Consider the following 24,035-nt stretch of genomic DNA (forward strand, 5'->3'; position numbering starts at 1 on the left):
CCGGCCGTTCCTGTCCACTCTGTTCTCCTTGAATTCTGGCCGGTTATCCCTTCGGGGTCACCTGCAGCCTGTCGAAGGAGGCCTGTTTGCCGTCCTGGTCGAGGACCACGACGTCGTCGCGTCCGTTCTGGACGTCAGCCGGCAGGATGAACTCCACAGTGTTGTGAGTGGTGGGGAAGAACCAACCGATGCGCTGGCTGTGCTTGTTGAGGTAGACGTAGTACCACTGGCCGTATTCGAGGCCGTTGAGGACCACTTTCTGGCCGTTGCGGTATTTCTCCGCGGTGCCCAGATCGAACGGCGGAAGCTGTTCCTCAAGGTCCTGCACGGTCAGCGCCGGAACGGTTTCCGGGCGCGCCGGCTGCAGGTCCAGGACGGTTTCGCCGCCGGCCAGCATTGCGGAGATCTGCTGTGCACCGTTGGCGGCTGTGACCTCGAACTCCACAGCCTCCAGCCGTCCGGCGGCGATGTCGGCAGCGGTCAGGACGTAGTCGCGGGTTGTCGTTACGGTGGCGCCCACCCCCAGGCCCGGTTCGTAGATGGCAGCGTCGGGGGCACTCAGTTCCGTCAGGGAGACATTTCCGGCGTTGCCCAGGGTGTAGGTGTAGGTGACGGTGTCGCCTGCAGAGGCATACCGGTCCCCGTCGGTGTCCTTCCACTCCGTTGCTACGGTGCCCTCAAGCCGTGCATCACGGACCTTGAGGTCCACTTCCCCGCCATCAACGGCGTAGGTCCGCGCAGACTGGCCGGAAGAACTGACCTCCCACGTGGTGGCCGGAACAAAGAAGCCCTGCTCGGCTTCCGCCGCGGTGACTTCATGCCGCGGCGTGGTGCAGGCGTAGCTCTGGCCGGCGGGCAGCACACCGTAGCGGCAGTTGCCGGGGCCTTCAGGGACAAAGGGGCTGAAATTTCCGGCCGTGGGAACGACCTTCTCCGTCAGCGGGCTGGTGTTGGTCACATTGAATGTGTAGGGAAAGGCTTCCCCGGCGGTGTAGGGCTGGGTGGCCAGGTCACGGCCGGCATCGTTCCGGGTGCCGCTGATGTCCGCTGCAACCAGTCCGTCCCGTAACGCAACGGCCGCACCGGTAAACGTGACTGTCTTGGTGAGGGATGGCGTCGAGCTGGCCGTGATGGTGAAGCTCGCCTGGGGAACAAAGTAGCCGCGTGCGATGTCCTCGGCCGTCAGCGTGTGCTTTGCCGTGGTGCAGTTGTAGCTTGAACCGGCGGCAAGGTTGTTGTACCGGCAGTTCGGAGCCGACGGCGGAAGGAAGCCGGCGTCGAAGGTGCCGGATACGGGCACCGAGTTCGCCGTGACGTTGGCCGTGCTCCTGACGTTGAACGAGTAGCCCAGCGCCTCGCCCTCACGGTAAGGGTTGGCGATGACGTCCCTGGCAGGTGCGGATCCTGCGACGGAGAGGCCTACCTGCGGCGCCACCGGAACGGTGGCCGTGAAGGTGTGCTGCGAGACCCGGCCGTCCGACGTCGTAAAGGCCGCGTTGAGGTTTTGCGGACCGCTGGCGCTGGTTGAGGCGGTCAGGTCGACGTTGACGGTCACCGAGGCGCCGGGCGCGACGTCGGGCACGGGAACCGTGGAGGCGGACCAGCCGCTGGGGGTGTAGACCGTGGCGTTCGCGCCCGAGAGCGTGGCGGCTTCCTGGTTGGTGATGGTGACAGGGACCTGCTGGGTGGCACCGGGTGCGGTGGTGACAGCCGGCACTGACAGCGGAGCGCAGGCGTAGTTCAACCACGCGTCGTCGAACTTGGAGAACGTGATGTTGTCCGTGTAGTTGCCCTCGTAAAGGACCCCGAACTGCCCGTCTTCCAGCCGGGTCACGGTGGAATAGGCGGAGAAGCCCGGACGGATGGTGCGGACCCCCGGCCAGGTCGCTCCGTCGTCACACGAAATCCTTGCCGATACGTTCTCCCGGCCGGTCTTGGAATTGGAGTTGGTGAAGATCAGTTTCCTGGCCTCAGCGGATCCTTCCGCTGCCGCAGGATACATCCGGGCGATGGCTCCGTTGTTGGCCGGGTCCGGAAGTTCCGTGTCCTGCGTTACCGGGCCGTAAGTGGCGCCGCCGTCGGTGGAGATCGCCACCTTGCGGTAGCCCTGGTTGGCGTTGTCGCGGGAGTTCAAGAGGACCCGGCCGTCCGAAAGTTCCACGGTTTTGTTTTCATCCATGCGGTCACCCACGTTGGCACCCTTGTGCCAGGTGGCCCCGTGGTCATCCGAGAAGACGCTGTAGGCCTGGATTTTATTGGTGCCGTCAGCTTGCCTGACATCCCCGGCGTACTGCTGGATCAGGCGGCCCTTGTACTGGCCGTACTTGAGCTGGATCCCCTCTCCGGAAGACGCAAAGTTGGATCGGATGTCACCTGCTGCGGGGTTCGTCTTGTTGGTGCCCGGCTTCGTGACGCTGGTAATCAGCCGCGGTTGGCTCCAGGTGACGCCGCCGTCGGAGGACTCGATCACGGCGGAGGATATGACAGTGCGGTCGGCATCGTCGTTTCCGTACTGGCTGCCGAAGAAGCCCTGGTCCTTGGAGTAGACGAAGAAGGTGAACACCTTGCCGGTCTCGGCATCAAAAATGTAGGAGGGGTCACTGTAGCCGTACTTGGGGGTGGTTGCATTGCCGGTGTGGCCCGCAGCGATGACCTGCACGGGACCCCAGGTGCGGCCGCCGTCGGTGCTGCGCCGCTGCACGATCGAGTTGGGGTTTGGGGCGTCGGCGGCGCTTCCCGGCCTGCCGTCCCAGGAGGCCAGGACAACACCGTTTCCCAGGTATGTCATGGCCGGGATCCGGTAGAAGAAGTTGCTGGCGGTCCGGTCTGCCGCCAGGTTCATTTCCGACAAGGTCCCGGGAGGTGCCGTGGGGCTGTTCGGCGGGATGGGGGCGGCTCCGGCAGGAACGGCTCCGGCCAGCAGGGCAAGGGCCAAGGCCGCTGTTCCTGCACTCCTTCCCACCACTGCTGCGCGTCTGGTTCTTCTTTTGGTGGAACCCAAATTAGATGTCCTTTCGGGGTGCCCGCTGCATTTGCGGGCCTGGTGAGGTGACCGTCGGGAGAGGCAAAAATCTGCACCTTCTACATACGACGTCCTACCACCGTATAGTGGTCGGCTTCACATTGCTAGACTTAAGGGGTGACGTCCTACATCTTCCCTCATGTCCCCCGACTCCCAGATGCCGTCCCGGCCGTGGAGCACGTCCTCGCCACCCGCGGCACCGGCGGCTACCGGCAGTACCGCATCCCGGCCCTCGCCGTCACCGCACAAGGAACCCTGCTGGCCGCCTACGATGGCCGGCCCAACCTTGATGACCTGCCAAGCCCCATTGACTTGCTGCTCCGCCGCAGCACGGACAGCGGCCGCACATGGGGCAAGCAGGCCGTGGTCCGCACGGGAAAAGGCCTCGAGGGTTTCGGGGATCCGAGCCTGCTGGTGGACATGGAAACGCAGCGCATCTTTCTCTTCCATGCGGCGGGCACCCGGGCGGGATTCTTCGAAGCCACCGCGGGCCACGATCCGGACGATGAGTACGTCCAGCACTGCGATCTCAGCTTCTCCGACGACGACGGCCTGACCTGGCAGCACCGCAGGATCACCAGCCAACTGAAGAACAGTACTGACCGCCCGGTCACGGGAATCTTTGCTGCTGCCGGCCAGGGCATCCAAATCCATTCAGGACCTTTTACGGGCCGGCTGGTGCAGCAGTTCGTTGTCCTCTGCGAGGGCACCATCATGGCCGCCTCCGCGTACAGCGATGACCACGGAGACTCCTGGACCCTCGGCCAGCCTGTTGGTGAGTGTACGCACGGCTTCAGCCCCAACGAAAACAAGGTGGTTGCACTGGCGGACGGCCGCCTCCTGCTGCACAGCCGCGGCACGCCGCGCCGCCTGGCAGCAACATCAGACGACGGCGGGGCCACCTGGAGTGCGCTTAGTCCCGTTGAGGAGCTTCCGGATCCGAGCGACAACGGTTCCCTTGTCCGTTTCGACGGCCTGCCCAATGTGGCCGGCCGGACGGACGGCGCCACCGACTCGTGGCTGCTGGCCACCAACAACCACGACACGGCCCTGCGGCGGAACACTGTACTCAGCCTGTCGCCGGACAACGGCCGCACCTGGCCAACGAAACTGGTCCTGTGCCCGGGAAGCTCCGCGTACTCGACGGCAGCGCGTCTCCCCGACGGCAATATCGGCGTCCTGTATGAGCGGCAGGGTTACCGGGAGATCGTATTCGCCTCCGTGCCGCCGGAGCAGCTCACGCAACAACGTGCTGCGCCTCCCGAGACTGCGCCGGGGGAGGAACCTGGACTGGTATTCGATATGGAACTCCGTTCCATCACCCCCGGACGCCCGGCCGCCTGGCTCAACGCGGGTGATTTCCACGTCATGCCTGCCAATACGGGAGGCTGGAACGTCCATACCTGGAAGGAGATCGGCCAGGGCTACTCCGACGAATCAGCGCAAGTTATCGGCACCCGGGAGGCACAGGACCTGAACTACGGCCCTGTCACACCCGGTTACAGGGCCGGTGACATCCTGGCTTTCACCGGCAGGGCACGCAATCGCGGCACTCTCCCAGTGACCGAGATGCGCCTGGACGGCCCGGGCGCGGATGCGTTCCCCGCTGCGGATCTCCTGCCCGGGGCGGAAGCGCTCTACTTCACTCCCACGCACACCGTGACCGAAGCCGAGGTAGAGCGAGGGTCCGTAGAAGTGGCGTACACGGTCGAGGGAGTCGTGGGCGGTTCCCGCCACCGCACGTCCCGGACCTTTCATTTCGATACTGCAACAGGGGCGGTCCGCGTCGAACACAGGCCTTGGTCGTGACCGGCTTCCGGCCGGACCGTCACTGATCTGCAGTTACGGCACTCCATCCCGGTCAGATCGGCGCCTCCACCAGATCGCACATCTGCCGCAGGCGCCCTGCCCTGTCGCCGGCCGACAGGCCATGCTGGGGAAGCCCGATCTTGAAGCCTGAGATGGCTACCGGCCCCGCCGCCGCCAGGCAGCGCTGGACCTCGGCGCGGTTCAGCAGCGAGCTCGGCGGGGCACCATCAACCTCAAGAGCAGGGAGGTGGGCATCAATCCATGGGTATCCGAACTCTGTTGGCTCCGGGGAGCATCCGGAAAACATAATCCCCGCGAGGACGCCTGCTTCCCGGGCAAGCAGCAAATGCTCAACTGCGGTGCCGGTGTCCCCTGATTCAATGACCGACCGCGCCCAATTGACCAGGACTCCAACCTGATCCCACCCCTGGCCCTGGAGCGAGGCGACGACATTGACCTCCTCAGCGAATGTCAGAAAGCCCTTCTCCGGCCTACTCCCCCGCCGCGGAGCGTCGCAGTGCTCCACGAGCACACGCGTGCTGCCCCATTCCCAGTCGAGTACTTCCTTAAGGGACTCCTCAAACAAGCGGGACGAGGAATGCAGGGGCGGCGCAGAGTGCAGCTCAATTGCCTCCACCTTGTGCCCCTCGCCCGCGAGGCGGGAGGCATAATCCCGCACGCCTGAAACAAACTGCAGCGCCGCCCTCCGCCCTTCATCGTCCCTGGAGGCCAAGCCGAAAGTGGGGGCCTGGCTCACTCGCTTCATGGTGCCGGGAATTGCGGTCACTACGGCCGACCACCCCTCGGGAGCCCCCGCCGGCCACGGGCTTCCGCCATGGGGGCCGTAGGGCAGCTCCAATCCCCGGATTGAAGGGATACAGCCCAACTCCTGGTAGAAGCGCTGCGGCAGGTCTTCCGGCTGGGCAGGATAGGCACCAACGATGAGGGACGACATTTGGACTCCGTTGTGGATGGCGAACGCACTTGACGATGCGCTGTGATGGGACTTACAGTTTTATCACGAGCTCGGACGTCCTACATCCGATAAACCCTCTGGAATCGCGAGGCCCACATGAACATCTCCTCCAAGAACCTGCCGCTGGTCAATGACGCCAGCCGCCGGAACTTCCTCAAGCTGACTGGCGCCATGGGCGTCGCCGCGGCCTTCACCGCTTCAGTGGCTGCGTGCGGCAGCCCGGCAGCCACAACCACCGGCGGAGGCGCCGCAAGCGCCGCCGCGATCAACAAGGACCTCATCATTGAGGCGGGCATCTCCTACGCACTCTCCACCGGTTTTGATCCCCTGAGTTCCTCCGGAGCCACGCCCATGGCCGCGAACCTGCACATCTTTGAAGGCCTCGTGGAGCTGCATCCGGCCACCCGCGAGCCGTATAACGCCCTGGCAGCCGCGGACCCCAAGAAGGTCAACGACACCACGTACCAGGTGACCATCCGCGATGGTGCCAAGTTCCACGACGGTTCGCCCGTCACCACCGAGGACGTCGCTTTCTCGTTCACCCGCGTCATGGACCCGGCAAACAAGTCCCTGTTCTCGCAGTTCATCCCGTTCATCCAGGACGTAAAGCCCGTCGACGCAAAGACGGTGGAGTTCACCCTGAAGTACGCCTTCCCCGGGTTCGGCCCCCGCATCTCCGTGGTGAAGATCGTCCCCAAGGCACTCGCCAGCGACCTGAAGGCCTTTGATGCCAAGCCGGTGGGCTCCGGTCCCTACAAGCTCATCTCCGCCGTCAAGGACGACAAGATCGTTTTCGAGGCGTTCGCCGACTATAACGGCCCCAAGCCTGCGCTGGCCAAGGGCATGACCTGGCACCTGCTCTCCGACGCCGCTGCCCGCGTCACCGCCGTGCAGTCCGGCCGTGTCCAGGCCATCGAGGACGTCCCCTACCTGGACGTGGAAGGACTCAAGTCCAAGGTCAAGGTTGAATCCGTCCAGTCCTTTGGCCTGATGTTCCTGATGTTCAACTGCGCAAAAGCCCCCTTCAACAACAAGCTCGTCCGCCAGGCGCTGCACTACGGGCTGGACAAAGACGCCATCATCAAGAAGGCCCTCTTCGGCAACGCCAAGCCGGCCAGTTCCTACTTCCAGGAAGGCCACCCGGACTACGTCAAGGCCAAGAACGTCTATGGCTACGATGCCGGTAAAGCTGAACAGCTGCTCAAGGAAGCCGGCGTCACCAGCCTTGAGTTCGAACTGCTCACCACGGACACCGCCTGGGTCAAGGATGTCGCGCCGCTGATCCTCGAGTCCTGGAACAAGATCCCGGGCGTGAAGGTCACAGTGAAGAGCATCCAGTCCGGCGCGCTGTACGCGGACCGCGTTGGCGCCGGTGACTACTCCGTCGTCGCGGCTCCGGGCGATCCGTCAGTCTTCGGTAATGACGCGGACCTGCTCCTGAGCTGGTTCTACTCGGGCGCTACCTGGATGGAAAAGCGTGCCTACTGGACCGCGCCTGAACGCGCCAAACTGCAGGAACTCATGAATAAGGGTTCGCAGGCAGCTGCGGCAGATGCCAAGAAGATCACCGGCGAAATTGTGGACCTCGTCTCAGAGGAACTTCCCCTGTACCCGATCTTCCACCGCCAGCTGCCCAGCGCGTGGGACGACAAGAAGCTCAACGGCTTCAAGCCGCTGCCCACCACTGGCATGTCGTTCATCGACGTCGGCCGCACGTCCTAGGCAGCCCCTTGCGTTGCGAGGCCGGCCCCGCGCACCTGATCCCCTCGGGAGCAGCCAGGGCAGGCCTCGCAACTTATTGAACTGCAGCATCCAAACACACCGGAGAATAAATTGGTCACGATATTGCGCCTGCTGGGCCGCAGGCTCGCAGCATTGCCATTGATGATCCTGGGCATCACCCTGCTGGTCTTCCTCGTACTGCAGGCCGCACCGGGCGATCAGGCAAGCTCGGCACTGGGCGAAGGCGCCAGCGAAGAAGCAAAGCAGCAGTACCGCCAGGAGAATGGGCTGGACGATCCGCTGGTCGTCCAATACTTCGCTTTCCTTGCAAAGCTGCTGCAATTCGACCTCGGTGTCACCACACCGCCCGCCAAGTCCGTGGCGTCGATGATCGGCTCAGCGTTCCCGCTCACGCTCCAGCTGACGTTCCTGGGCGTCATTATCGCGGTGGTCGTATCCCTGGTATTCGGAATCCTCGGCGCACTTTACCGTGATAAGTGGCCGGACCAGCTGGTCCGGGTCTTCTCCATAGCCGCCATCGCCACACCGTCGTTCTGGCTGGGCATCCTGCTCATCCAGTGGTTCGCCTTGGGCTCCAGTCCCCTGTTCCCCTCAGGCGGAATTGCGACGCCGGAATCAGGTTTTGGCGGATGGCTGAACTCCATGGCCCTCCCGGCCCTCGCCCTCGGCATTCCCGTCTCGGCATCACTGATCCGCGTGGTCCGCACCTCAATGGTGGAGGAACTGGACCGGGACTACGTGCGCACAGCCATCGGCAACGGTGTTCCCTACCGTGAGGTGGTCTCCCGGAACGTGCTGCGCAACGCACTGGTGACTCCGGTGACCGTGCTGGGACTCCGCGTCGGCTACCTGCTGGGCGGCGCCGTCGTGATTGAAATGATTTTTGCCCTGCCCGGCATGGGCCAGCTCATCCTGAACGGCATCACCAACCTGGACGTCAACCTCGTCCAGGGCGTGGTGCTCACCATCTCCGTCACCTTCGTTCTGGTGAACATCGTGGTGGATCTCCTGTACTTGCTCATCAACCCCCGAATCAGGACGGTATAGCCCATGCGCAGCAAACTCGCTGAACGGCTGAGCGCCCCGGGCCTCCGGTTCAAAGCCCTACCCTGGGGCTCCCGCATCGCCCTCCTCTTCCTCATCGCGGTCGTCCTGGCCGCCATCCTCGCGCCGGTCCTCGCCCCGCACGATCCGCTTGAGACCTTCATCCCGGCCACCCCGCCCGGCGCCGAGCACTTCTTCGGCACCGACCGGCTGGGACGCGACATCTTTTCCCGCCTGCTCTTCGGCGCCCAGTCCTCGCTGCTGATCGGCCTCGGCGCCGTTGGCCTGGCCATCCTGGTGGGCGCCCTGCTGGGCTCCTTCGCAGCGACGTCCAGCAAGGCCGTGAACGAACTGATCATGCGCCTCATGGACATCCTGATGGCCTTCCCCGGCATCGCCCTGGCGGCGGTACTGCTGGCAGCGTTCGGCAACTCGGTTCCCACCATCATCATTGCGATCGCCATCATCTACACCCCGCAACTGGCCCGCGTGGTCCGCGCCAACGTGCTGTCCCAGTACGGCGAGGACTACGTCCGCGCCGAACGCGTCATCGGCGCGGGCCGGTTCTACATCCTCCTCAAGCACATCGTCCGCAACACGGCCGCCCCCGTGCTGGTGTTCGCCACGGTCATGGTGGCCGACGCCATCATCCTCGAAGCGTCGCTCTCCTTCCTGGGCGCCGGCGTGCAGGACCCCGCGCCATCGTGGGGCAACGTGATCTCCTACGGACGCAACCTGGTGCTCTCCGGCGGCTGGTGGGCCACAACCTTCGCCGGTGCCACCATCCTGCTCACGGTTCTGTCGCTGAACATCCTCGCCGAGGGCCTTACCGACGCCATGGTGAACCCCAGGCTGCGCAAGGCGGCGGCCGTAAAGGACGACGACGGATCAGCTGCGGCTATTGGCGCTGCAGTTGCGGTGGACACGGAAGTTGGCACGTCCGTGGCCCAGTCCTCCGTCGTGGAACAGCACGAGCTCGACGGCGTCCAGGCGGCTCCCGGCGGCGTCCTTACCGAGGAGGACTACAACCAGGCCGCCGTCCTGTCCGACCCGAAGCTTGCTGCGGCGAACCCGCACCTGCTGTTGGATAAGGAACTGGAACTGCTGGCCGCCATCGAAGCCAGGCGCACCGACAGGCTCCCCCAAGTGGAACCGGGCGCCCGCAACGTGCTGGAAGTGAAGAACCTATCCATCCGTTTCCCGGCCCGCTTTGGTGACATCGCAATCGTGGACAACGTCTCGTTCACAGTCCGCGAAGGCGAGACCATGGGCCTGGTGGGCGAGTCGGGCTGCGGCAAGTCCATCACGTCCCTGGCGGTCATGGGGCTTCTGCCCAAAACGGCAGAGGTCACCGGGTCCATCAAGTTCGACGGCAAGGAACTGCTGGATCCGGCCACGAAGCACAGCAGCATCAAGGCCTACGAAGGCCTCCGTGGTGAACAGATCGCCATGGTCTACCAGGACGCCCTGAGCTCCCTCAACCCGTCCATGAAGATCAAGGACCAGATGGAGCAGCTGACCAGGCGCGGCGGCCGCAAGACCCCCGCCGAGCTGCTGGAAATGGTCAAGCTCGATCCGGTACGGACCCTGGCCAGCTACCCGCACGAGCTTTCCGGCGGGCAGCGCCAGCGCGTGCTGATCGCCATGGCCCTGTCGCGCTCCCCCAAGATCGTGGTGGCCGATGAACCCACCACCGCCCTGGATGTGACCGTCCAGAAACAGGTGGTCGACCTGCTCAACGAGCTGCGCGAGCAGCTCGGATTCGCCATGGTGTTCGTCAGCCACGACCTCGCCCTGGTGGCGTCCCTGGCGCACCGGATCACCGTGATGTACGCCGGCCAGGTGGTGGAATCCGCCCAGGCATCCGAGCTTTTGCGCAATCCCAAACATGAGTACACCCGCGGCCTGCTCGGCGCTGTCCTCTCCATTGAGGCCGACGCCGTCCGCCTGCACCAGATCCCCGGCACCGTTCCCTCACCGCGCGACTTCGCACCGGGCGACCGCTTCGCGCCGCGTTCCCTGCGGTCCGACGCCGATCCCGACCAGAAGCTGGTCCTGACCCCGGTTGGAGCCGCGGCCGGCGGCGATGCCGACCACTACTGGGCAAGCCACCTGAAGGAGGATGCGAAATGAGTGAATCAACCGGCAAGCCGGTCATCGAACTCAAGGACGTCAAGGTCTACCACCAGGCGCGGGGCGGCAAACTCTTCCGGCCCAACATAGTCAAAGCAGTGGACGGCGTGGACTTCACCATCAGCCGCGGCGAAACCGTCGGCATAGTGGGTGAGTCCGGCTGTGGCAAGTCCACGCTTGCGTCGGTCCTTGTGGGGCTCCAGCCGCCGACGTCGGGCCAGGTGCTGTTCCACGGCAGGCCCGCCATTAAGCGGAACGCCGCGCTGCGCAAGGAGTTCGGCCGGTCGGTGTCCGTGGTCTTCCAGGATCCGGCCACTGCACTGAACCCGCGCATGACGGTCCAGGACATCCTCACGGATCCCTTGCAGATCCACGGGATCGGCACCGCCGCTTCCCGTGCAGCGAAGGTCAAGGAACTGTTGGCGCTGGTGGGACTGCCGCAGTCCGCAGCCGAAGTGACGCCGTCACAGGTCTCGGGCGGCCAGCGGCAGCGCGTGGCGATCGCCCGGGCACTGGCGCTGGACCCGGACATCATTGTGGCCGATGAGCCCACCTCGGCACTCGACGTGTCCGTCCGTGCCCAGGTGCTGAACCTGCTCTCTGACCTGAAGACCGAACTGAACCTCGGCATGGTGTTCATCTCGCACGACATCCAGACCGTCCGGTATGTCTCCGACCGCATCTGCGTCATGTACTTCGGCAAGATCGTCGAGCAAGGCAGCGCAGCCCAGGTGTTCGACAACCCCACCAACGACTACACCAAGAAGCTCTTGGGCGCTGCCCCGAGCCTTCTCCACATCTAGATCCCCCCATCAGCACCAATCATCGGAGAACCTACGTGTCCACCCAGTTCCAGGGCGTCATCCCGCCCGTTGTCACCCCCCGCCACGCCGACGGCAGCATCGACACGGCGTCGCTGACCAACGTCACCAAGCATCTGCTCGACGGCGGCGTATCCGGACTGTTCGTCCTGGGCTCCTCTGCAGAGGTTCCGTACATGACCAACGCCGAGCGTGAGCTGGTGGTCAGCACCATCGCCGAAGCCAACGCGTCTGCTGGTGCTGACGCCGTGCCGCTGATCGTCGGCGCAAACGAGCAGACCACGAACCGCGTCATCGAGGAGGCGAAAAAGGTCATCGACCTCGGCGCCGACGCCATCGTGGTGACCTCCATGTACTACGCGATCGGCAACGCCGCAGAAACTGAAACGCACTTCCGCGCCGTCCACGCCGCCGTCGACAAGCCGATCTTCGCCTACGATGTTCCGGTCCGCACGCACTTCAAGCTCCCCACCGACCTGCTGGTCCGGCTGGGCCGTGACGGCGTGATTGCCGGCGTCAAGGATTCCTCCGGCGACGACGTCTCCTTCCGCCAACTGCTGCTGGCGGCGAAGGACATCCCGAACTTCGACATCTTCACCGGCCACGAAGTCGTTGTCGACGGCGCCCTCCTGGGCGGTGCACAAGGCGTGGTGCCCGGCCTGGGCAACGTGGACCCGCGCGGCTACCGCAGCCTCGTCGACGCCGCCCAGGCAGGCGACTGGGCAAAGGCCGCATCCGAACAGGACCGCCTCGCAGACCTCTTCGAGATTGTGTACACCCCCAATGGCCGCGTCTCCGGCGGGGCGGCAGGCCTCGGTGCCTTCAAGACGGCCCTGCAGCTCATGGGCATCATCGAATCCAACACCATGAGCGTGCCGATGCTTTCCCTCAACGAAACCGAGACCACGGCCATCAAGGTGATCCTGGAACGCAACGGGCTGCTCTAGCACCGCCCAAGAAAGAGAGCAGATGCAGTACGCGATCGGTGTTGATCTTGGCGGCACCAAGACTGCTGCGGGCGTTGTTTCCTCCGCCGGCGAGGTCCTGTTCCCGGAGACGATTCCTACTCTGAACCGGGCCGGCAGTGATGCACTCCTCGATGCCACCGCTGGACTGGTTTCATCCCTCCTTGGCCGGGCCCGGGCTGAAGGCCTGGATGTTGCAGGTGTCGGGGTAGGCTCTGCCGGGGTGATTGATGCCGGGCGCGGCGTGGTGGTGTCGGCGACGGACGCGATCTTCGGCTGGACCGGGACGGCACTCACCGGCGGGTTGGCAACGCGGCTGGGCCTGCCGCCGTCGTCCATCAAGGCCGTGAACGATGTCCACGCGCACGCCCTGGGTGAATCCTGGGCAGGTGCCGCCGCTGGAACCGCCAGTTCGCTCCTGGTGGCTTTCGGCACCGGCGTCGGCGGAAGCTTTGTGCTCTCCGGGCACCCGGTCCTGGGCCACCGGTTCGTGGGCGGCCATGTGGGCCACTTCGCTTCACCCTACGCGTACGACGGCGGCACTCCGGTTCCCTGCGTTTGCGGCGGTTCCGGCCATGTCGAGGCCATAGCCTCCGGGCCCGCCATCCACGCCACCTATCTGAGGCTCGGCGGCCGCGAGGGGGAGGCGGCTGACACGCGGGCCGTTTTCGCGCTGGCGGGAGCGGGCGACACTACGGCCATCAGAGCCGTAAGGCTCGGCGCGTCTGCCGCCGGCCAGGCTGTTGGCGGACTGGCCAACGTCCTCGACCCGGCGGTAGTTGTTGTTTCCGGCGGACTCACCGATGCCGGCGCCCCCTGGTGGGAACCCATGGAGCGGGCGCTGCGGGCCGAGCTCCTCCCCGCCTTGTCCGGGCTTCCGGTCCTGCCCGCCAAGCTCGGCAACGCAGCGGCTATCGCGGGCGCTGCGCGCCTTGTCCTGCCGCACACAAACCCCTCCGAAGGAACCGACCAGTGATCCTGACTTCCGAAGCACTCGAGGCCCTGCGCGGGCACCTCATTGTGTCCTGCCAGGCCTATCCCGGGGAGCCAATGCGCGATCCCCGGACCACGGGGCAGGTAGCCGCCTCCGCGGTTATTGGAGGCGCTGCCGCCGTGCGGGTCCAGGGCCTGGCCGACGTGCAGCACACGCGTTCCGCGGTAGAGGTCCCGGTGATCGGGCTCTGGAAAGACGGCCATGACGGCGTCTTCATTACTCCCACCCTTCGGCACGCACTGGCAGTCGCCAACGCCGGCGCCCATGTTGTGGCAATCGACGGCACCCGCCGGGGCCGGCCGGACGGCCTCACCCTGGCGCAGACGGTGGCCGGCATCCATGCTGAATCCCACGCCCTCGTGATGGCGGACTGTGGTTCCTTCGACGACGCCGCGGCAGCGGTCGAAGCCGGAGCAGACCTTGTGGGCACCACGCTGTCCGGCTACACCGGCGAGCGTCCCAAAACCTCCGGCCCCGACCTGGACCTCCTTCGGCATATCGCGGGAGCGGACTTTGGGGTCCCCGTCATCGCCGAAGGCCGCATCCATACTCCCGCCCAGGCACGGCAGGCCCTCGACGCCGGCGCCTTCGCCGTCGTCGTCGGGACAGCGATCACGCACCCGGCCACCATCGCCGGCTGGTTCGCCGAGGCCCTGAAATGACGCCGCCGGCCGCGCCGCCCGGCAACTACCTCATCTCGGGCACAGTTGTGACGGACGGGCATTCTGCCGCGAATTCCGCGGTCGCCGTAGTTGACGGCATCATCGCCTACGTGGGGCCCTTGGCCGATCTTGACCGCTCCGTCCTGCCTGAACTTGAACCGCTCGAACCTCCGGCCGGAAGCATGATCCTGCCAGGCCTGGTGGATTTGCACTGCCATGGCGCGGCCGGCGGAGACTTTCCAAGCGGCAACCTGGCCGCGGCCCGCACTGCCATAGACTTCATCCACCGCAGCGGTACCACTACCCTGCTGGCCAGCCTGGTGACCGCGCCGCGCGAAGACCTGTTGAAGGGCATGATGGCCCTGCGGCTGCTGACTGACGAGGGGCTCATCGCGGGCATACATGCCGAGGGCCCGTTCCTGTCCGACGCCCGCTGCGGGGCGCAGGACCCGCGGTTCCTGCTGGACCCCGACCTGGACCTGCTGGACGAGTTGCTGGACGCCGCCGGCGGTCACCTGCGGACCATGACTTATGCGCCGGAACTGGCCGGCGCGGAGGCCCTGGTCCGAAAGCTTGCGGAGAACGGCGTGGTTCCGTCGCTGGGCCACACGGATTCTGACGCACGGACTGCGGCGGCTTCCCTCACGGAGGCCGCGGAACTGCTTGCCGCCTCCGGCCGCGAACCGATCTCGCGCCCCACGGTCACACACTTGTTTAACGGGATGCCTCCGCTTCACCACCGCAGCCCGGGCCCTGTTGCCGCTTGCCTACGGCTGGCCGGCGCCGGCAGGGTGGCCGTCGAACTTATCGCCGACGGCGCGCATCTTGACCCGGATACCGTTCAGATGGTTTTCGAACTGGTGGGCGCGGACAATATTGCTCTCGTGACCGATTCCATGGCCGCCACAGGCCTGCCTGACGGTGACTATCGTCTGGGGCCTGCTTCCGTCTCGGTCAGGAATTCCGAGGCGCGACTGACCGGCAACGGGTCCCTGGCCGGCGGCACCGCGACCCTCCTTGACGTTGTCCGCCGCACCATCGAGGCAGGTGTGGATCCGGCCGCCTCCGTTAAGTCAGCTACGGCCGTTCCGGCGGCGATTATCGGCCGGGCCGGAGACCTTGGGAGCCTCCGCGCGGGCCGCCGCGCCGACGTCGTTGTGGTGGACCGGGACTTCCACCGCGTCCTGGTCATGCGCGCTGGCCGCATCCTGTGCCGCCCCGCAGCCCGGCCCTGAACCTGCCGTCTCCGGCTCCTTGTGCAGCGGCCCTACACTGCGGCGGATGCACCGCCCACGCGCACGGCTACCTGTCCGCTGCCTGGAGGCAATTGCGCAGCAGCGGCTTCGTCAGCCACCACCGTCACGTGAGGGTGCAGCTGCAGGACCGATGCAGGGCAGTCCGATGTCACAGGTCCGTTGAGGGCGGCAGCAAGGATGCCTGCCTTGTCCGCGCCGTTGACCACCAGCAGGAGATGCCGGGCTTCAAGAATGGTGCCCAGTCCCTGGGTGATGCAGAGCAGGGGCACGTCCGACGGCGAGTCGAAGTAGCGCGCGTTGGCCTGCCGGGTTCGTTCTGTGAGCATTTCAACCCGGGTCCGGGAATCCAGTGCCGAGCCCGGTTCATTGAAGGCCAGGTGGCCATTGTGGCCGATCCCGAGGATCTGCACGTCAATGCCGCCCGCGCCGGCGATGGCAGCCTCGTAGTCAGCCGCCGCGCGTTGGGGGTCCGGGGCGCTCCCGTCCGGCACCGAAACCTTCGCGGGGTCAAGGTGCAGCCTTTCAGTCACTTCGCGCCGGACAACTTCAGCGTAGCTTTCAGGATGTCCTGCCGGCAGGCCCACATATTCGTCCAGCGCGAAGGCCCTGGTACGCGTCACATCAAGCTGGTGCCTGGCCAGAGCTTTATAGATCGGAAGGGGCGATCCTCCCGTTGCCACACCCAGCACGGCGTTCGGCTTACTGCGGATGACGGCTGCCAGGATCCCGGCCGCGACGGCGCCTGTGGCTGGGGCGGTAGGCACTACGAAAATTTCCACGGCAAAGCACTCTCTACGAAAAACGGAACCGGGCACGGGTGAGGCCGCCCGGAGCGCGGGCGTTGAAGGAAGTCCAGGCAGGGAGTCGGCGGGCGTCCGTCAGGAGGCCGCGACGTCCTTGAGTTTCAGGCGGATGCCGTCGAAGTGGCGCTGGAGGCGCTCTGATGCCAGGGTCTTGTCCCTGCCGGCTACGGCCTCGTAGATGTCCCAGTGGATCTGGACCTGTTCTTCAAGGTTGACCGGCCCGGAACCGAGCGCCTCATGGATTTGGCGGTACACCTGCCAGAACACGTCCATCAGGTTGATGAGCAGTTCGTTGTTCAGGGGTGCGTAGAGACGGCGGTGGAACTCCGCGTCATGCTCCGCGAGGGGTTCGCCTTTTGCGGCGGCATCCTGCATCGCCTGCATGGTGGACCGGAGGTCTGCAAGATGGTCCTCCGTCAAAAGGTCGATGGCCGAACCGATGAGACCCGATTCAAGTGCCTGCCGCACATCAATGAGTTCCATTGCTTCTTCGCCCTTGTGCCTGAGCGAGAGCCTGCCGCGGAAGGTCAGTCCGGACACCAGGGCACTGAAGTTGTTGGGGGCAACGAACATGCCGAACCCGTGCCTGATTTCTATGACGCCGAGCGCCTGCAAAACCTTGAGGGACTCGCGGACAGTGTTCCGGCCTACACCCAGCTCAGCGGACAGTTCACTCTCGGTGGGAAGCGCGTCCCCAACATCGAGGCCACGTTCCAGGATCAGTTCCATGATGCGCGTTTGAAGTGCCTGGGAACGGATTTGCGCGCTAAACCTTGCCGACGATACCGCTGCGGGTGTTACTGTCACGTGATCTCCTTCGACCGCACTCTGTCGGCGGTCTTCCTCTTTTAGTAAGTGTACAGGAGATAGGACGTCCCTCCTTCGTTTTCGGGAAATGTTTTATCCGCTCCCGGCAGGGCAGGTGCCCAAGTTCCCAGGACGGCCAGTCCCGGGCATGGCGATCTTCACGCTCAAGATCACCTGGTTGAACTTCAGCTACGGCGTTCCTGCTGCCGGCGAACCCCCGCCCCGTCCGGCCCGCCCACCCCCGACTGCAGGGCCAGGCCAGTACGGACGGCCGTGGAAGTTATCCTTCATCATCCCGATCCACCCAGCGCCGGGTAGTCATGGTTTGCGGTTAGGGCTTGCGCTACGGGTCAAGGCCACCACTTGCAAACCCTATCGTAAGCATGCTTATGATATGTGCAGCCGAAGACGAACGGCATGGAGAATCGAGAAGGGCGCGCTCAGCGAACGGGGCGCGCTTTTTTCGTGCCTAAGCGTTACGGAGTTGCGCCCGGGTCTCCGGTCATGCCGTCCTAGACTTTCGCCATGCACCCCTTAGCGGCAATCGGCCTGGTGTTCCTCACAGGGCTTGCCTGGATGGTCACCATCCTGACCTTGTTGATTGCCCTGGCCAAAGCCCGGCGCCGTCCTCCGGCTGAAATCAGGCACGCAGGCCCAAACGACTGATGGCGAGGCAGCGTAGCATTAGCCGGCTAGAGGGTTGCCAGTTCAGGAACACTTGGCAGCTACTTGGGCAGAGTGAAGAAGCTCTCGGAACCGTCCGGATGATGCACTGGAGCCTCGGCGCGGACGACCTCAAGCTCAGCAATGTCCACAAGCCGCCGGCTCCCGGCGAGCACGTCCATCATCCAAAACAGCTCATGATTGGGGGCCAGCTCCGTCACCTCACCGCGGTGGACAAGGGTGCCCTTGCAGTAGGCCTCTACGCAGTCACCGGAGGTGAGCTCACTGTTGGAGCGAATGAATGTGCCGCGGGAATCGGTCAGGTCGGAATTGTCGTCCATGCTCCCAGCCTTGCGCTTGAAGGTTACTAGCAGGTAACCGGGGAGAGACGCCTTCGGCGTCCCCTAAGGGACGGATAGTCCGCTCCGCTCTACGCCCGGTGGCTGGAACGCCGCAAAATCACTGCAACGCAAGGCCCGCGGGAAGGTCGCTGACAGCCGTGGTCAGAAACCCATTCAGGAACACCCACCAGACACATGAACGCCGAGAACTCGGACAGAAAGAGACCTGACGCGACGTGGCGAGTTCACTGACACAGGTGTGCGCCTGCTACGCCCGCGGGACCGATTCAACCGAGTCCACCGCGAATGGCTTGGCCGCCGAGCGCTGCAGGGGACGACGAAGGCGGACCTGGTACAAACCATCCCTGAACGTGACGCGGGGATCCAACTGGACAACCAAGAGGGGCTCTTCGCGGGCCGCGTCCACCCTCAACACTATTCCCTCACGCCGGCCGTCCACGAGCAGCGGTGTGGCCGGCTCCACCGCGGTCTCCCTCAGGCGGTTCTGAAATTCCGCCGTGGCCGCCAGGAAGAGGATTCCATGGGCGGCCCCAACGACGCGCAGCGGAATCACCATGTCACGCGGCGGGTGTGCGGGAGAGGGCGGAGCTTGCACCTGATAGTGCCGGGCAGACGACGTCCTGGCTGCCTTCAAGACCCGGTCGCATTCCGGGCAACGGGTGCGCCTCCCGACGTCGGCCACCATGGTCACCAGCAGTCCCCTGGGTGCGTGAGCCCACTTATCGGCCACAATGTGGCACCACGCCGGGTGGTACTCGTTCCCGTACTTCATCACGTAGACCTGATCATCGCCGAGGAGGGGCATCCCCTCCCGCCAGGCGGCCGGCTGGATCGGCTTGAGCACGCCGAGGTCACCGGCTCTCGCATCGGCGGGGCGGCCCGCATTAAGGTACTTGCGCAACAACGGACTGCGTTGCCTTTTTGACTGTGGAATCCCAGGTCCTTCCTGTGCAACGGGAGTGCGATCAGGCACACCCTCATGACCCCCTACTCAGCTTGCGTCCATTTCCCGCAAGTTGCCAGCCGGGACTATATCTTTCTGTCCGGACCAGGGCGCGAAGTTCCGCCAGGATGCTTGACGCGTGATAATTCACCCCCGCAGTCATGCTGCCTGATCTCAATGCCCCGATGAATGAGCAGAAGTTCCATCGCTGCTTGTCATTCTGATATGCCCCCATAATCGCCGGGCGCGTCCTCCGCGCAACCAGGGCGCTACCGCGCCGGCGTCAACCCGGCCAGGAACTCCCCTACGCGCGCACCGTCGCCCTCTACCTCACCAGTGACACCACCGCCACCTCCATCCGCCTTCCACCATCCACACCAGCGAAACCGCCGTCCGCGGACAGGCCTACCTCATGCCGGCACCATGGCGGCGCTCACCGGAGTGCTCGCCGCACAGGGCGTCACTATCGTCGGAGACGAAACCTTCTCCCCTACGACGGCGAACCCGGCACCAGCCGCCCTGCCCGTCGGCTCCACCCAAACCAGCGCGATCAACGCCGAATTCTTCTGCCGCGGCAGCTTCCTCGAACCCACCGACCGCATCACGCTCCCGACCACCCGTCAGGAAGCAGCCAAAGCGGCCGCCGTCGAACACCCCGTGGAAACCATCGCATCCCAGCCAGCTGATGCGACGCTCCGGCAAGGCCGGCACCACTGGGCAGACGTGCTCGATTCCAGAACCTTCCCGAGCGATGAAGACTGCCCCGCACTTCTCGCCAGCCTGCAATTCCAGGGAATCCGCGACCGGCTCAACGCAGACTTTCCCGGCCTGGACGAACCGATGGAGCTGATCCTGTTCGCCCAAACCGACCAGGCACCCAAGTGGTCACGCATCGGGCGGGCACAGCAACTGCTCCACCATGCATACTCGCACCAGCGTCGACCGGACTCCAGGTTGTCAGGCTGTTTCATGCACGCGCCGGGCTTCTCGGCATAGGCCGCTCCGCCATCCCGTCGCTGCGTCTCGTGCCAGTAGCGACCCCATGTCAATTTGAAGCGCTGATCACCCGATCACGCCCGGCAAAAACGCCCGTCACGGTAAGCACTGCCATGATGCCCGCGGTGACGAGGAGCGCAAGCGTCCAGTCTCCGCTTACGTCGCGAAGACCGCCGAACATTACCGGCCCCACCGCACCGAGGCCGTACCCGACAGATTGCGCCATGCCGGACAGGGATGCGGCCTGCGGGTAATTCACGGTCCGGAGGCTAAACAGGGACAGAGCGATGACAATGAGGCTCCCGCACCCGATTGCCCCGAGAAAGATCCACAGCAGTATGAGGTCCGGCGCAAGGGCCAGCCCGAGAAACGTCACGAACATAAGCGCGCCGCTCGTAAAGGATACGAGCCGTTGGTCCGAACCCCGGTGAAGGATTCCCCCTGCGGCAAGGCTCGCGAACACGCTGATGAGCAGGAAAACGGACAGATGGATGCCCGCAGTAGTCGCGGGGACCCCTTGGCCTTGCTCGATAGTGGGCAACCATGCCATCAGGACGTAGAAGGCGATCGATTGCAGCCCCATGAAGATCGTCACCTGCCAGCCCAAGGCCGAAACCCAGGGCGACAGGTACGAGGCGTCTGGCGTGATGACGTGTGCGGTGCCTGCCCTGTGCCGGCGCAGCCACGGCAGGAGCACGGCCATGGCGATAAGGGCAAGTCCCACCCAGATTCCGAGGGCAAGCCGCCAGCCCCCCGGGGATGTTTCTGCCACGGGAACGACGACGGCGGCCCCGATCGCGGCGAAGGCCGCCTGTGTGGCGGTGTAGCTTCCGGTGACCTGGCTGACCCTCGTCGGAAAGTCCCGCTTCACGAGGGAAGGCACCAAAACATTGAGAAACGCGATAGCCATGCCGATCAGTGCGGTGCCCGCCCAGATGAAGCCGGGCACCGGTAAGGAGCGAAGCACGATGCCCAAGGCAAGGATCAGCAGGGACATCCACAGCGCCCGGTCGAGACCCAGACGGGAAGCGAAGCCGGGCGCCACAGGTGAGAAGACTGCGAAAGCAAAGAGCGGAAGGCCTGTGAGGAACCCTGCTGCGGCGCTTGAAAACTCAAGATCACTGCTGATGTTCGCGAGTACCGATCCCACACTGACAAAGGACACCCGAAGGTTAACCGCGATGAGCAGTACCCCGATGAAGGCCAGGCCAAACCTGACAGTGCGATCCGGGGCGTTCCGGGTGACAACGGGCATGATACGTTCTTCCACCGTTCAGGAGATTAGGAGCGCACGAGGCGCCCAGCCGATTCCAGCCTTGCCGGTAGTGAGCAAGGGATCCCCAAGCAGCTGGAGTGGTTATCCAAGGGTGAGTGAGTGCCGCGAACATTCCTGCGCTGCTAGGCGCTGATTTCCAGTGTGACACCATCGTTCCCATGGAAAATTCGGCGTTCACCAAGATCCTTGAGCACTATCCAGACAAGTGATCCATCGGGTGTGGCGCAGTCTATCGTTCCGTACGTCACGTACCCTCCGCCGTCTGTAACCCGCACATCTTGGCCCTCCGCCAGCGCGTCCCGTGAGACTGATCGCCAGTGAGGTCTCACCAGGGATTGAGGGGGCAGTTCGAGTGACGCGGTTTCAATTGCCATTAGTGCTCCTAATTGATGCCGAAAGCCGCGGTCTTGGTGCCGAACCTTGTTCTGGACACGAGCAGGCTTCCGGTCAACGTGTTGTGGGGAACTCCCGTGTTACCAGCCGCGTTCGGCGAGGCGGTGGGGCTGGGGGATCTCGTCGACGTTGATGCCCACCATGGCTTCGCCGAGGCCGCGGGAGGCCTTGGCGATGACGTCGGGGTCATCGAAGAAGGTGGTGGCCTTCACGACGGCGGCGGCGCGCTGGGCCGGGTTGCCGGACTTGAAGATGCCCGAGCCGACGAACACGCCGTCAGCGCCGAGCTGCATCATCATGGCCGCGTCAGCGGGGGTGGCGATGCCGCCGGCGGTGAACAGCACCACCGGAAGCTTGCCGGCGGCGGCAACTTCCTTGACCAGTTCGTACGGTGCCTGCAGTTCCTTCGCCGCAACGTACAGCTCGTCCTCGGGCAGGGCCGCAAGCTTGGCGATCTCGGAACGGATCTGGCGCATGTGGCCGGTGGCGTTCGAGACGTCGCCGGTGCCGGCCTCGCCCTTGGAACGGATCATGGCCGCACCCTCGTTGATGCGGCGCAGTGCCTCACCGAGGTTGGTGGCGCCGCAAACGAAGGGAACCTTGAAGTTCCACTTGTCGATGTGGTTGACATAGTCGGCCGGGGTCAGGACCTCGGACTCGTCGATGTAGTCCACGCCCAGGGACTGCAGGACCTGGGCCTCCACGAAGTGGCCGATCCGGGCCTTGGCCATGACCGGGATGGACACGGCATCGATGATCTGGTCGATCATGTCCGGATCCGACATGCGGGACACGCCGCCCTGGGCCCGGATATCGGCCGGAACGCGTTCCAGCGCCATCACAGCAACGGCACCGGCGTCCTCGGCGATGCGGGCCTGTTCGACGTTGACGACGTCCATGATGACGCCGCCCTTGAGCATCTCAGCCATACCGCGCTTCACGCGGTTGCTGCCCGTGACGCTGTTCGCGGACGAACCGGCTTCGCTGCTTACATCAGGTGTAGACACAAAAACCCCTATGGGTAGATAGATGACCTTCGCCGGGGTGCAGGGCGGCACGGAGATGCCGATGTACACGCACCGGGTTGCCGGATCCATTGACCGGGCAGTCCTAATACTAGTCTCACCGCGGCCAGCAGGCTTAATTCGTGTTAATCAGCAGGCGACGGCTCGGCGAGGGACTGGCGGCGGACGGAAAGCACGCGCTGGACCACTGTGATGAAGCTGGCCACGGCCAGCAGCAGGAGCGTCACCAGCAGCACCAGTTCCGGAAGTCCAAGGCCCGTGAAGCCGGTAACCACCAGCACTGAGACGAGGCGCTCGGCCCGCTCCGCGATCCCGGTGTTGGCCGTGAACCCCAGCGACTCGGCCTTTGCCCTGGCATAGGAAACCACCATGCCAAGGACCAGGCAGACCATGGCTGCCACGGCGATGGGAACGTTCGCCCCGCCGGTGAAGAACCACACGGCCAGGCCGGCGAACAGGGCGCCGTCGGCGATCCGGTCAAGCGTGGAGTCAAGGAAGTTGCCCCACCGGCTGCCCACCTCCCGCATCCTGGCCATGATGCCGTCCAGGACATCGGAGAAGATGAACGCGGTGATGAACAGGGTTCCCCACCAAAGCTGGCCGAGCGGATAAAAGACCAGGGCACCCACCACGACACCGGCCGTGCCGACGACCGTTACCGCATCCGGCGAAACACCGATCTTGAGGAGCCAGCGGGCAAGCGGGGTGAACAGGGCGGTGAAGAAACCGCGGGCATGCCTATTCAGCATCCGTCTCCCCGGGCCAGGCGTCGGCCACCTGCTGGCGGACCTCGTCGAGGGTCTGCGTAATGGCCTTGGTCTGGGCGATGATCGGGAAGAAATTCCCGTCACCGCCCCAGCGGGGAACGATGTGCTGGTGGAGGTGCGCCGCGATTCCGGCACCGCCCACGACGCCCTGGTTCATGCCCAGGTTGAAGCCCCCCGGGTTGGCCACTTTCCGCAGGACCTTCATGGCGGTCTGGGTGAGTTCCGCGAACTCGGCGGTCTCGTCGAGAGTCAGGTCTGTGTAGTCGGGAATGTGACGGTACGGGCACACCAGGAGATGGCCGGGGTTGTAGGGAAAGAGGTTCAGCACCACGTAGCAGGTCTTTCCACGGTGGACGATAAGGGCTTCCTCGTCAGTCCGTCCGGGGCCAACGCAGAAGGGGCAGTCGTTCTCATTCTTGAACTGGTGCTGCCCGCCTTTGATGTAGGCCATGCGGTGCGGAGTCCACAGGCGCTGGAAGGCGTCCGGGACACCGGCGAGGTCAAAGTCGTCGGTAACGCCGGCATCGCCTGGATACCCTGCGCCTGTGTTCTCCTGCACCGTGCTGTTCCGTTTC

At 64.8% G+C, this 24,035-nt stretch carries 22 protein-coding genes; 11 read left to right on the plus strand and 11 right to left on the minus strand.

The window, feature by feature from the left end; genetic code table 11:
• Positions 1-43 precede the first annotated feature (43 nt).
• Positions 44-2,962: an exo-alpha-sialidase gene (locus ACQ3DC_RS11445; protein ID WP_430752362.1), complete on the minus strand. Its 2,919-nt coding sequence runs from the start codon at positions 2,960-2,962 to the stop codon at positions 44-46.
• A gap of 177 nt (positions 2,963-3,139) precedes the next feature.
• Here ACQ3DC_RS11445 and ACQ3DC_RS11450 point away from each other — a divergent pair, with 177 nt between their 5' ends.
• Entirely contained in the window at positions 3,140-4,831 is a 1,692-nt protein-coding gene (locus tag ACQ3DC_RS11450; protein ID WP_430752274.1) for a sialidase family protein, read from the plus strand.
• A 52-nt stretch (positions 4,832-4,883) separates the two neighbouring features.
• Here ACQ3DC_RS11450 and ACQ3DC_RS11455 read toward each other — a convergent pair whose 3' ends face one another.
• Positions 4,884-5,786, minus strand: a complete 903-nt coding sequence (locus ACQ3DC_RS11455) for a DUF4862 family protein (RefSeq protein ID WP_421093630.1) — start codon at positions 5,784-5,786, stop codon at positions 4,884-4,886.
• 117 nt (positions 5,787-5,903) lie between these two features.
• Here ACQ3DC_RS11455 and ACQ3DC_RS11460 point away from each other — a divergent pair, with 117 nt between their 5' ends.
• The 8 genes from ACQ3DC_RS11460 (at position 5,904) to nagA (ending at position 15,404) form a co-directional block, all read left to right on the plus strand.
• Positions 5,904-7,529: an ABC transporter substrate-binding protein gene (locus tag ACQ3DC_RS11460; RefSeq protein WP_157242445.1), complete on the plus strand. Its 1,626-nt coding sequence runs from the start codon at positions 5,904-5,906 to the stop codon at positions 7,527-7,529.
• Between the two features lie 111 nt (positions 7,530-7,640).
• Positions 7,641-8,597 carry an ABC transporter permease gene (locus ACQ3DC_RS11465; RefSeq protein WP_323057261.1) on the plus strand — a complete coding sequence of 319 codons (957 nt, stop codon included), beginning with the start codon at positions 7,641-7,643 and terminating at the stop codon, positions 8,595-8,597.
• Between the two features lie 3 nt (positions 8,598-8,600).
• On the plus strand, positions 8,601-10,727 hold the full coding sequence (locus ACQ3DC_RS11470; protein ID WP_430752275.1) for a dipeptide/oligopeptide/nickel ABC transporter permease/ATP-binding protein: 2,127 nt from the start codon (positions 8,601-8,603) through the stop codon (positions 10,725-10,727).
• Positions 10,724-11,530 (plus strand): ATP-binding cassette domain-containing protein, encoded by an 807-nt coding sequence (locus ACQ3DC_RS11475; protein WP_430752276.1) that lies wholly within the window; start codon positions 10,724-10,726, stop codon positions 11,528-11,530. Before ACQ3DC_RS11470 ends, ACQ3DC_RS11475 begins: the two co-directional genes overlap by 4 nt.
• Before the next feature lie 35 nt (positions 11,531-11,565).
• The gene (locus ACQ3DC_RS11480; protein ID WP_430752277.1) at positions 11,566-12,495 is read left to right on the plus strand and encodes a dihydrodipicolinate synthase family protein; all 930 of its coding nucleotides are present in this window, start codon (positions 11,566-11,568) and stop codon (positions 12,493-12,495) included.
• 22 nt (positions 12,496-12,517) lie between these two features.
• Positions 12,518-13,489, plus strand: coding sequence for an ROK family protein (locus tag ACQ3DC_RS11485; RefSeq protein ID WP_430752278.1), 972 nt, complete (start codon positions 12,518-12,520; stop codon positions 13,487-13,489).
• A complete protein-coding gene (locus ACQ3DC_RS11490) occupies positions 13,486-14,169 on the plus strand; it encodes an N-acetylmannosamine-6-phosphate 2-epimerase (RefSeq protein ID WP_430752279.1) in 684 nt (227 codons plus the stop codon). The genes ACQ3DC_RS11485 and ACQ3DC_RS11490 overlap by 4 nt, the downstream gene beginning before the upstream one ends.
• Complete coding sequence (gene nagA, locus ACQ3DC_RS11495) at positions 14,166-15,404, plus strand: N-acetylglucosamine-6-phosphate deacetylase (RefSeq protein WP_430752280.1); 1,239 nt, start codon at positions 14,166-14,168, stop codon at positions 15,402-15,404. The genes ACQ3DC_RS11490 and nagA overlap by 4 nt, the downstream gene beginning before the upstream one ends.
• Positions 15,405-15,436: 32 nt before the next feature.
• Here the strand turns inward: nagA and ACQ3DC_RS11500 are convergent, their stop codons facing one another.
• Positions 15,437-16,204 carry a glucosamine-6-phosphate deaminase gene (locus ACQ3DC_RS11500; RefSeq protein WP_430752281.1) on the minus strand — a complete coding sequence of 256 codons (768 nt, stop codon included), beginning with the start codon at positions 16,202-16,204 and terminating at the stop codon, positions 15,437-15,439.
• A gap of 99 nt (positions 16,205-16,303) precedes the next feature.
• Entirely contained in the window at positions 16,304-17,035 is a 732-nt protein-coding gene (locus tag ACQ3DC_RS11505) for a FadR/GntR family transcriptional regulator (RefSeq protein ID WP_323057270.1), read from the minus strand.
• A 525-nt stretch (positions 17,036-17,560) separates the two neighbouring features.
• Between ACQ3DC_RS11505 and ACQ3DC_RS11510 the strand changes: the two genes are divergently transcribed.
• On the plus strand, positions 17,561-17,701 hold the full coding sequence (locus tag ACQ3DC_RS11510) for a hypothetical protein (RefSeq protein ID WP_157242452.1): 141 nt from the start codon (positions 17,561-17,563) through the stop codon (positions 17,699-17,701).
• Between the two features lie 59 nt (positions 17,702-17,760).
• Here the strand turns inward: ACQ3DC_RS11510 and ACQ3DC_RS11515 are convergent, their stop codons facing one another.
• Both ACQ3DC_RS11515 and ACQ3DC_RS11520 read right to left on the minus strand, forming a co-directional pair.
• On the minus strand, positions 17,761-18,039 hold the full coding sequence (locus tag ACQ3DC_RS11515; RefSeq protein WP_157242453.1) for a hypothetical protein: 279 nt from the start codon (positions 18,037-18,039) through the stop codon (positions 17,761-17,763).
• Positions 18,040-18,307: 268 nt separating this feature from the next.
• Positions 18,308-18,961, minus strand: a complete 654-nt coding sequence (locus ACQ3DC_RS11520; protein ID WP_157242454.1) for a hypothetical protein — start codon at positions 18,959-18,961, stop codon at positions 18,308-18,310.
• Positions 18,962-19,426: 465 nt separating this feature from the next.
• Here ACQ3DC_RS11520 and ACQ3DC_RS11525 point away from each other — a divergent pair, with 465 nt between their 5' ends.
• On the plus strand, positions 19,427-19,999 hold the full coding sequence (locus tag ACQ3DC_RS11525) for a hypothetical protein (protein ID WP_157242455.1): 573 nt from the start codon (positions 19,427-19,429) through the stop codon (positions 19,997-19,999).
• 49 nt (positions 20,000-20,048) lie between these two features.
• Here the strand turns inward: ACQ3DC_RS11525 and ACQ3DC_RS11530 are convergent, their stop codons facing one another.
• The 5 genes from ACQ3DC_RS11530 to ACQ3DC_RS11550 all read right to left on the minus strand — a co-directional run bounded on the left by ACQ3DC_RS11530 (position 20,049) and on the right by ACQ3DC_RS11550 (position 24,019).
• Positions 20,049-21,254, minus strand: coding sequence for an MFS transporter (locus ACQ3DC_RS11530; RefSeq protein ID WP_430752282.1), 1,206 nt, complete (start codon positions 21,252-21,254; stop codon positions 20,049-20,051).
• Between the two features lie 143 nt (positions 21,255-21,397).
• The gene (locus ACQ3DC_RS11535) at positions 21,398-21,649 is read right to left on the minus strand and encodes a hypothetical protein (protein ID WP_430752283.1); all 252 of its coding nucleotides are present in this window, start codon (positions 21,647-21,649) and stop codon (positions 21,398-21,400) included.
• Between the two features lie 99 nt (positions 21,650-21,748).
• Entirely contained in the window at positions 21,749-22,675 is a 927-nt protein-coding gene (pdxS, locus tag ACQ3DC_RS11540) for a pyridoxal 5'-phosphate synthase lyase subunit PdxS (protein ID WP_041652076.1), read from the minus strand.
• A 143-nt stretch (positions 22,676-22,818) separates the two neighbouring features.
• Positions 22,819-23,442 (minus strand): phosphatidylinositol phosphate synthase, encoded by a 624-nt coding sequence (gene pgsA, locus ACQ3DC_RS11545; RefSeq protein ID WP_157242049.1) that lies wholly within the window; start codon positions 23,440-23,442, stop codon positions 22,819-22,821.
• Complete coding sequence (locus ACQ3DC_RS11550; protein ID WP_321213642.1) at positions 23,432-24,019, minus strand: HIT family protein; 588 nt, start codon at positions 24,017-24,019, stop codon at positions 23,432-23,434. The genes pgsA and ACQ3DC_RS11550 overlap by 11 nt, the downstream gene beginning before the upstream one ends.
• Positions 24,020-24,035: the final 16 nt, after the last annotated feature.

This window comes from Paenarthrobacter sp. NEAU-H11 (assembly GCF_050573415.1).
In the GTDB taxonomy this organism is placed as follows: Bacteria; Actinomycetota; Actinomycetes; order Actinomycetales; family Micrococcaceae; genus Arthrobacter.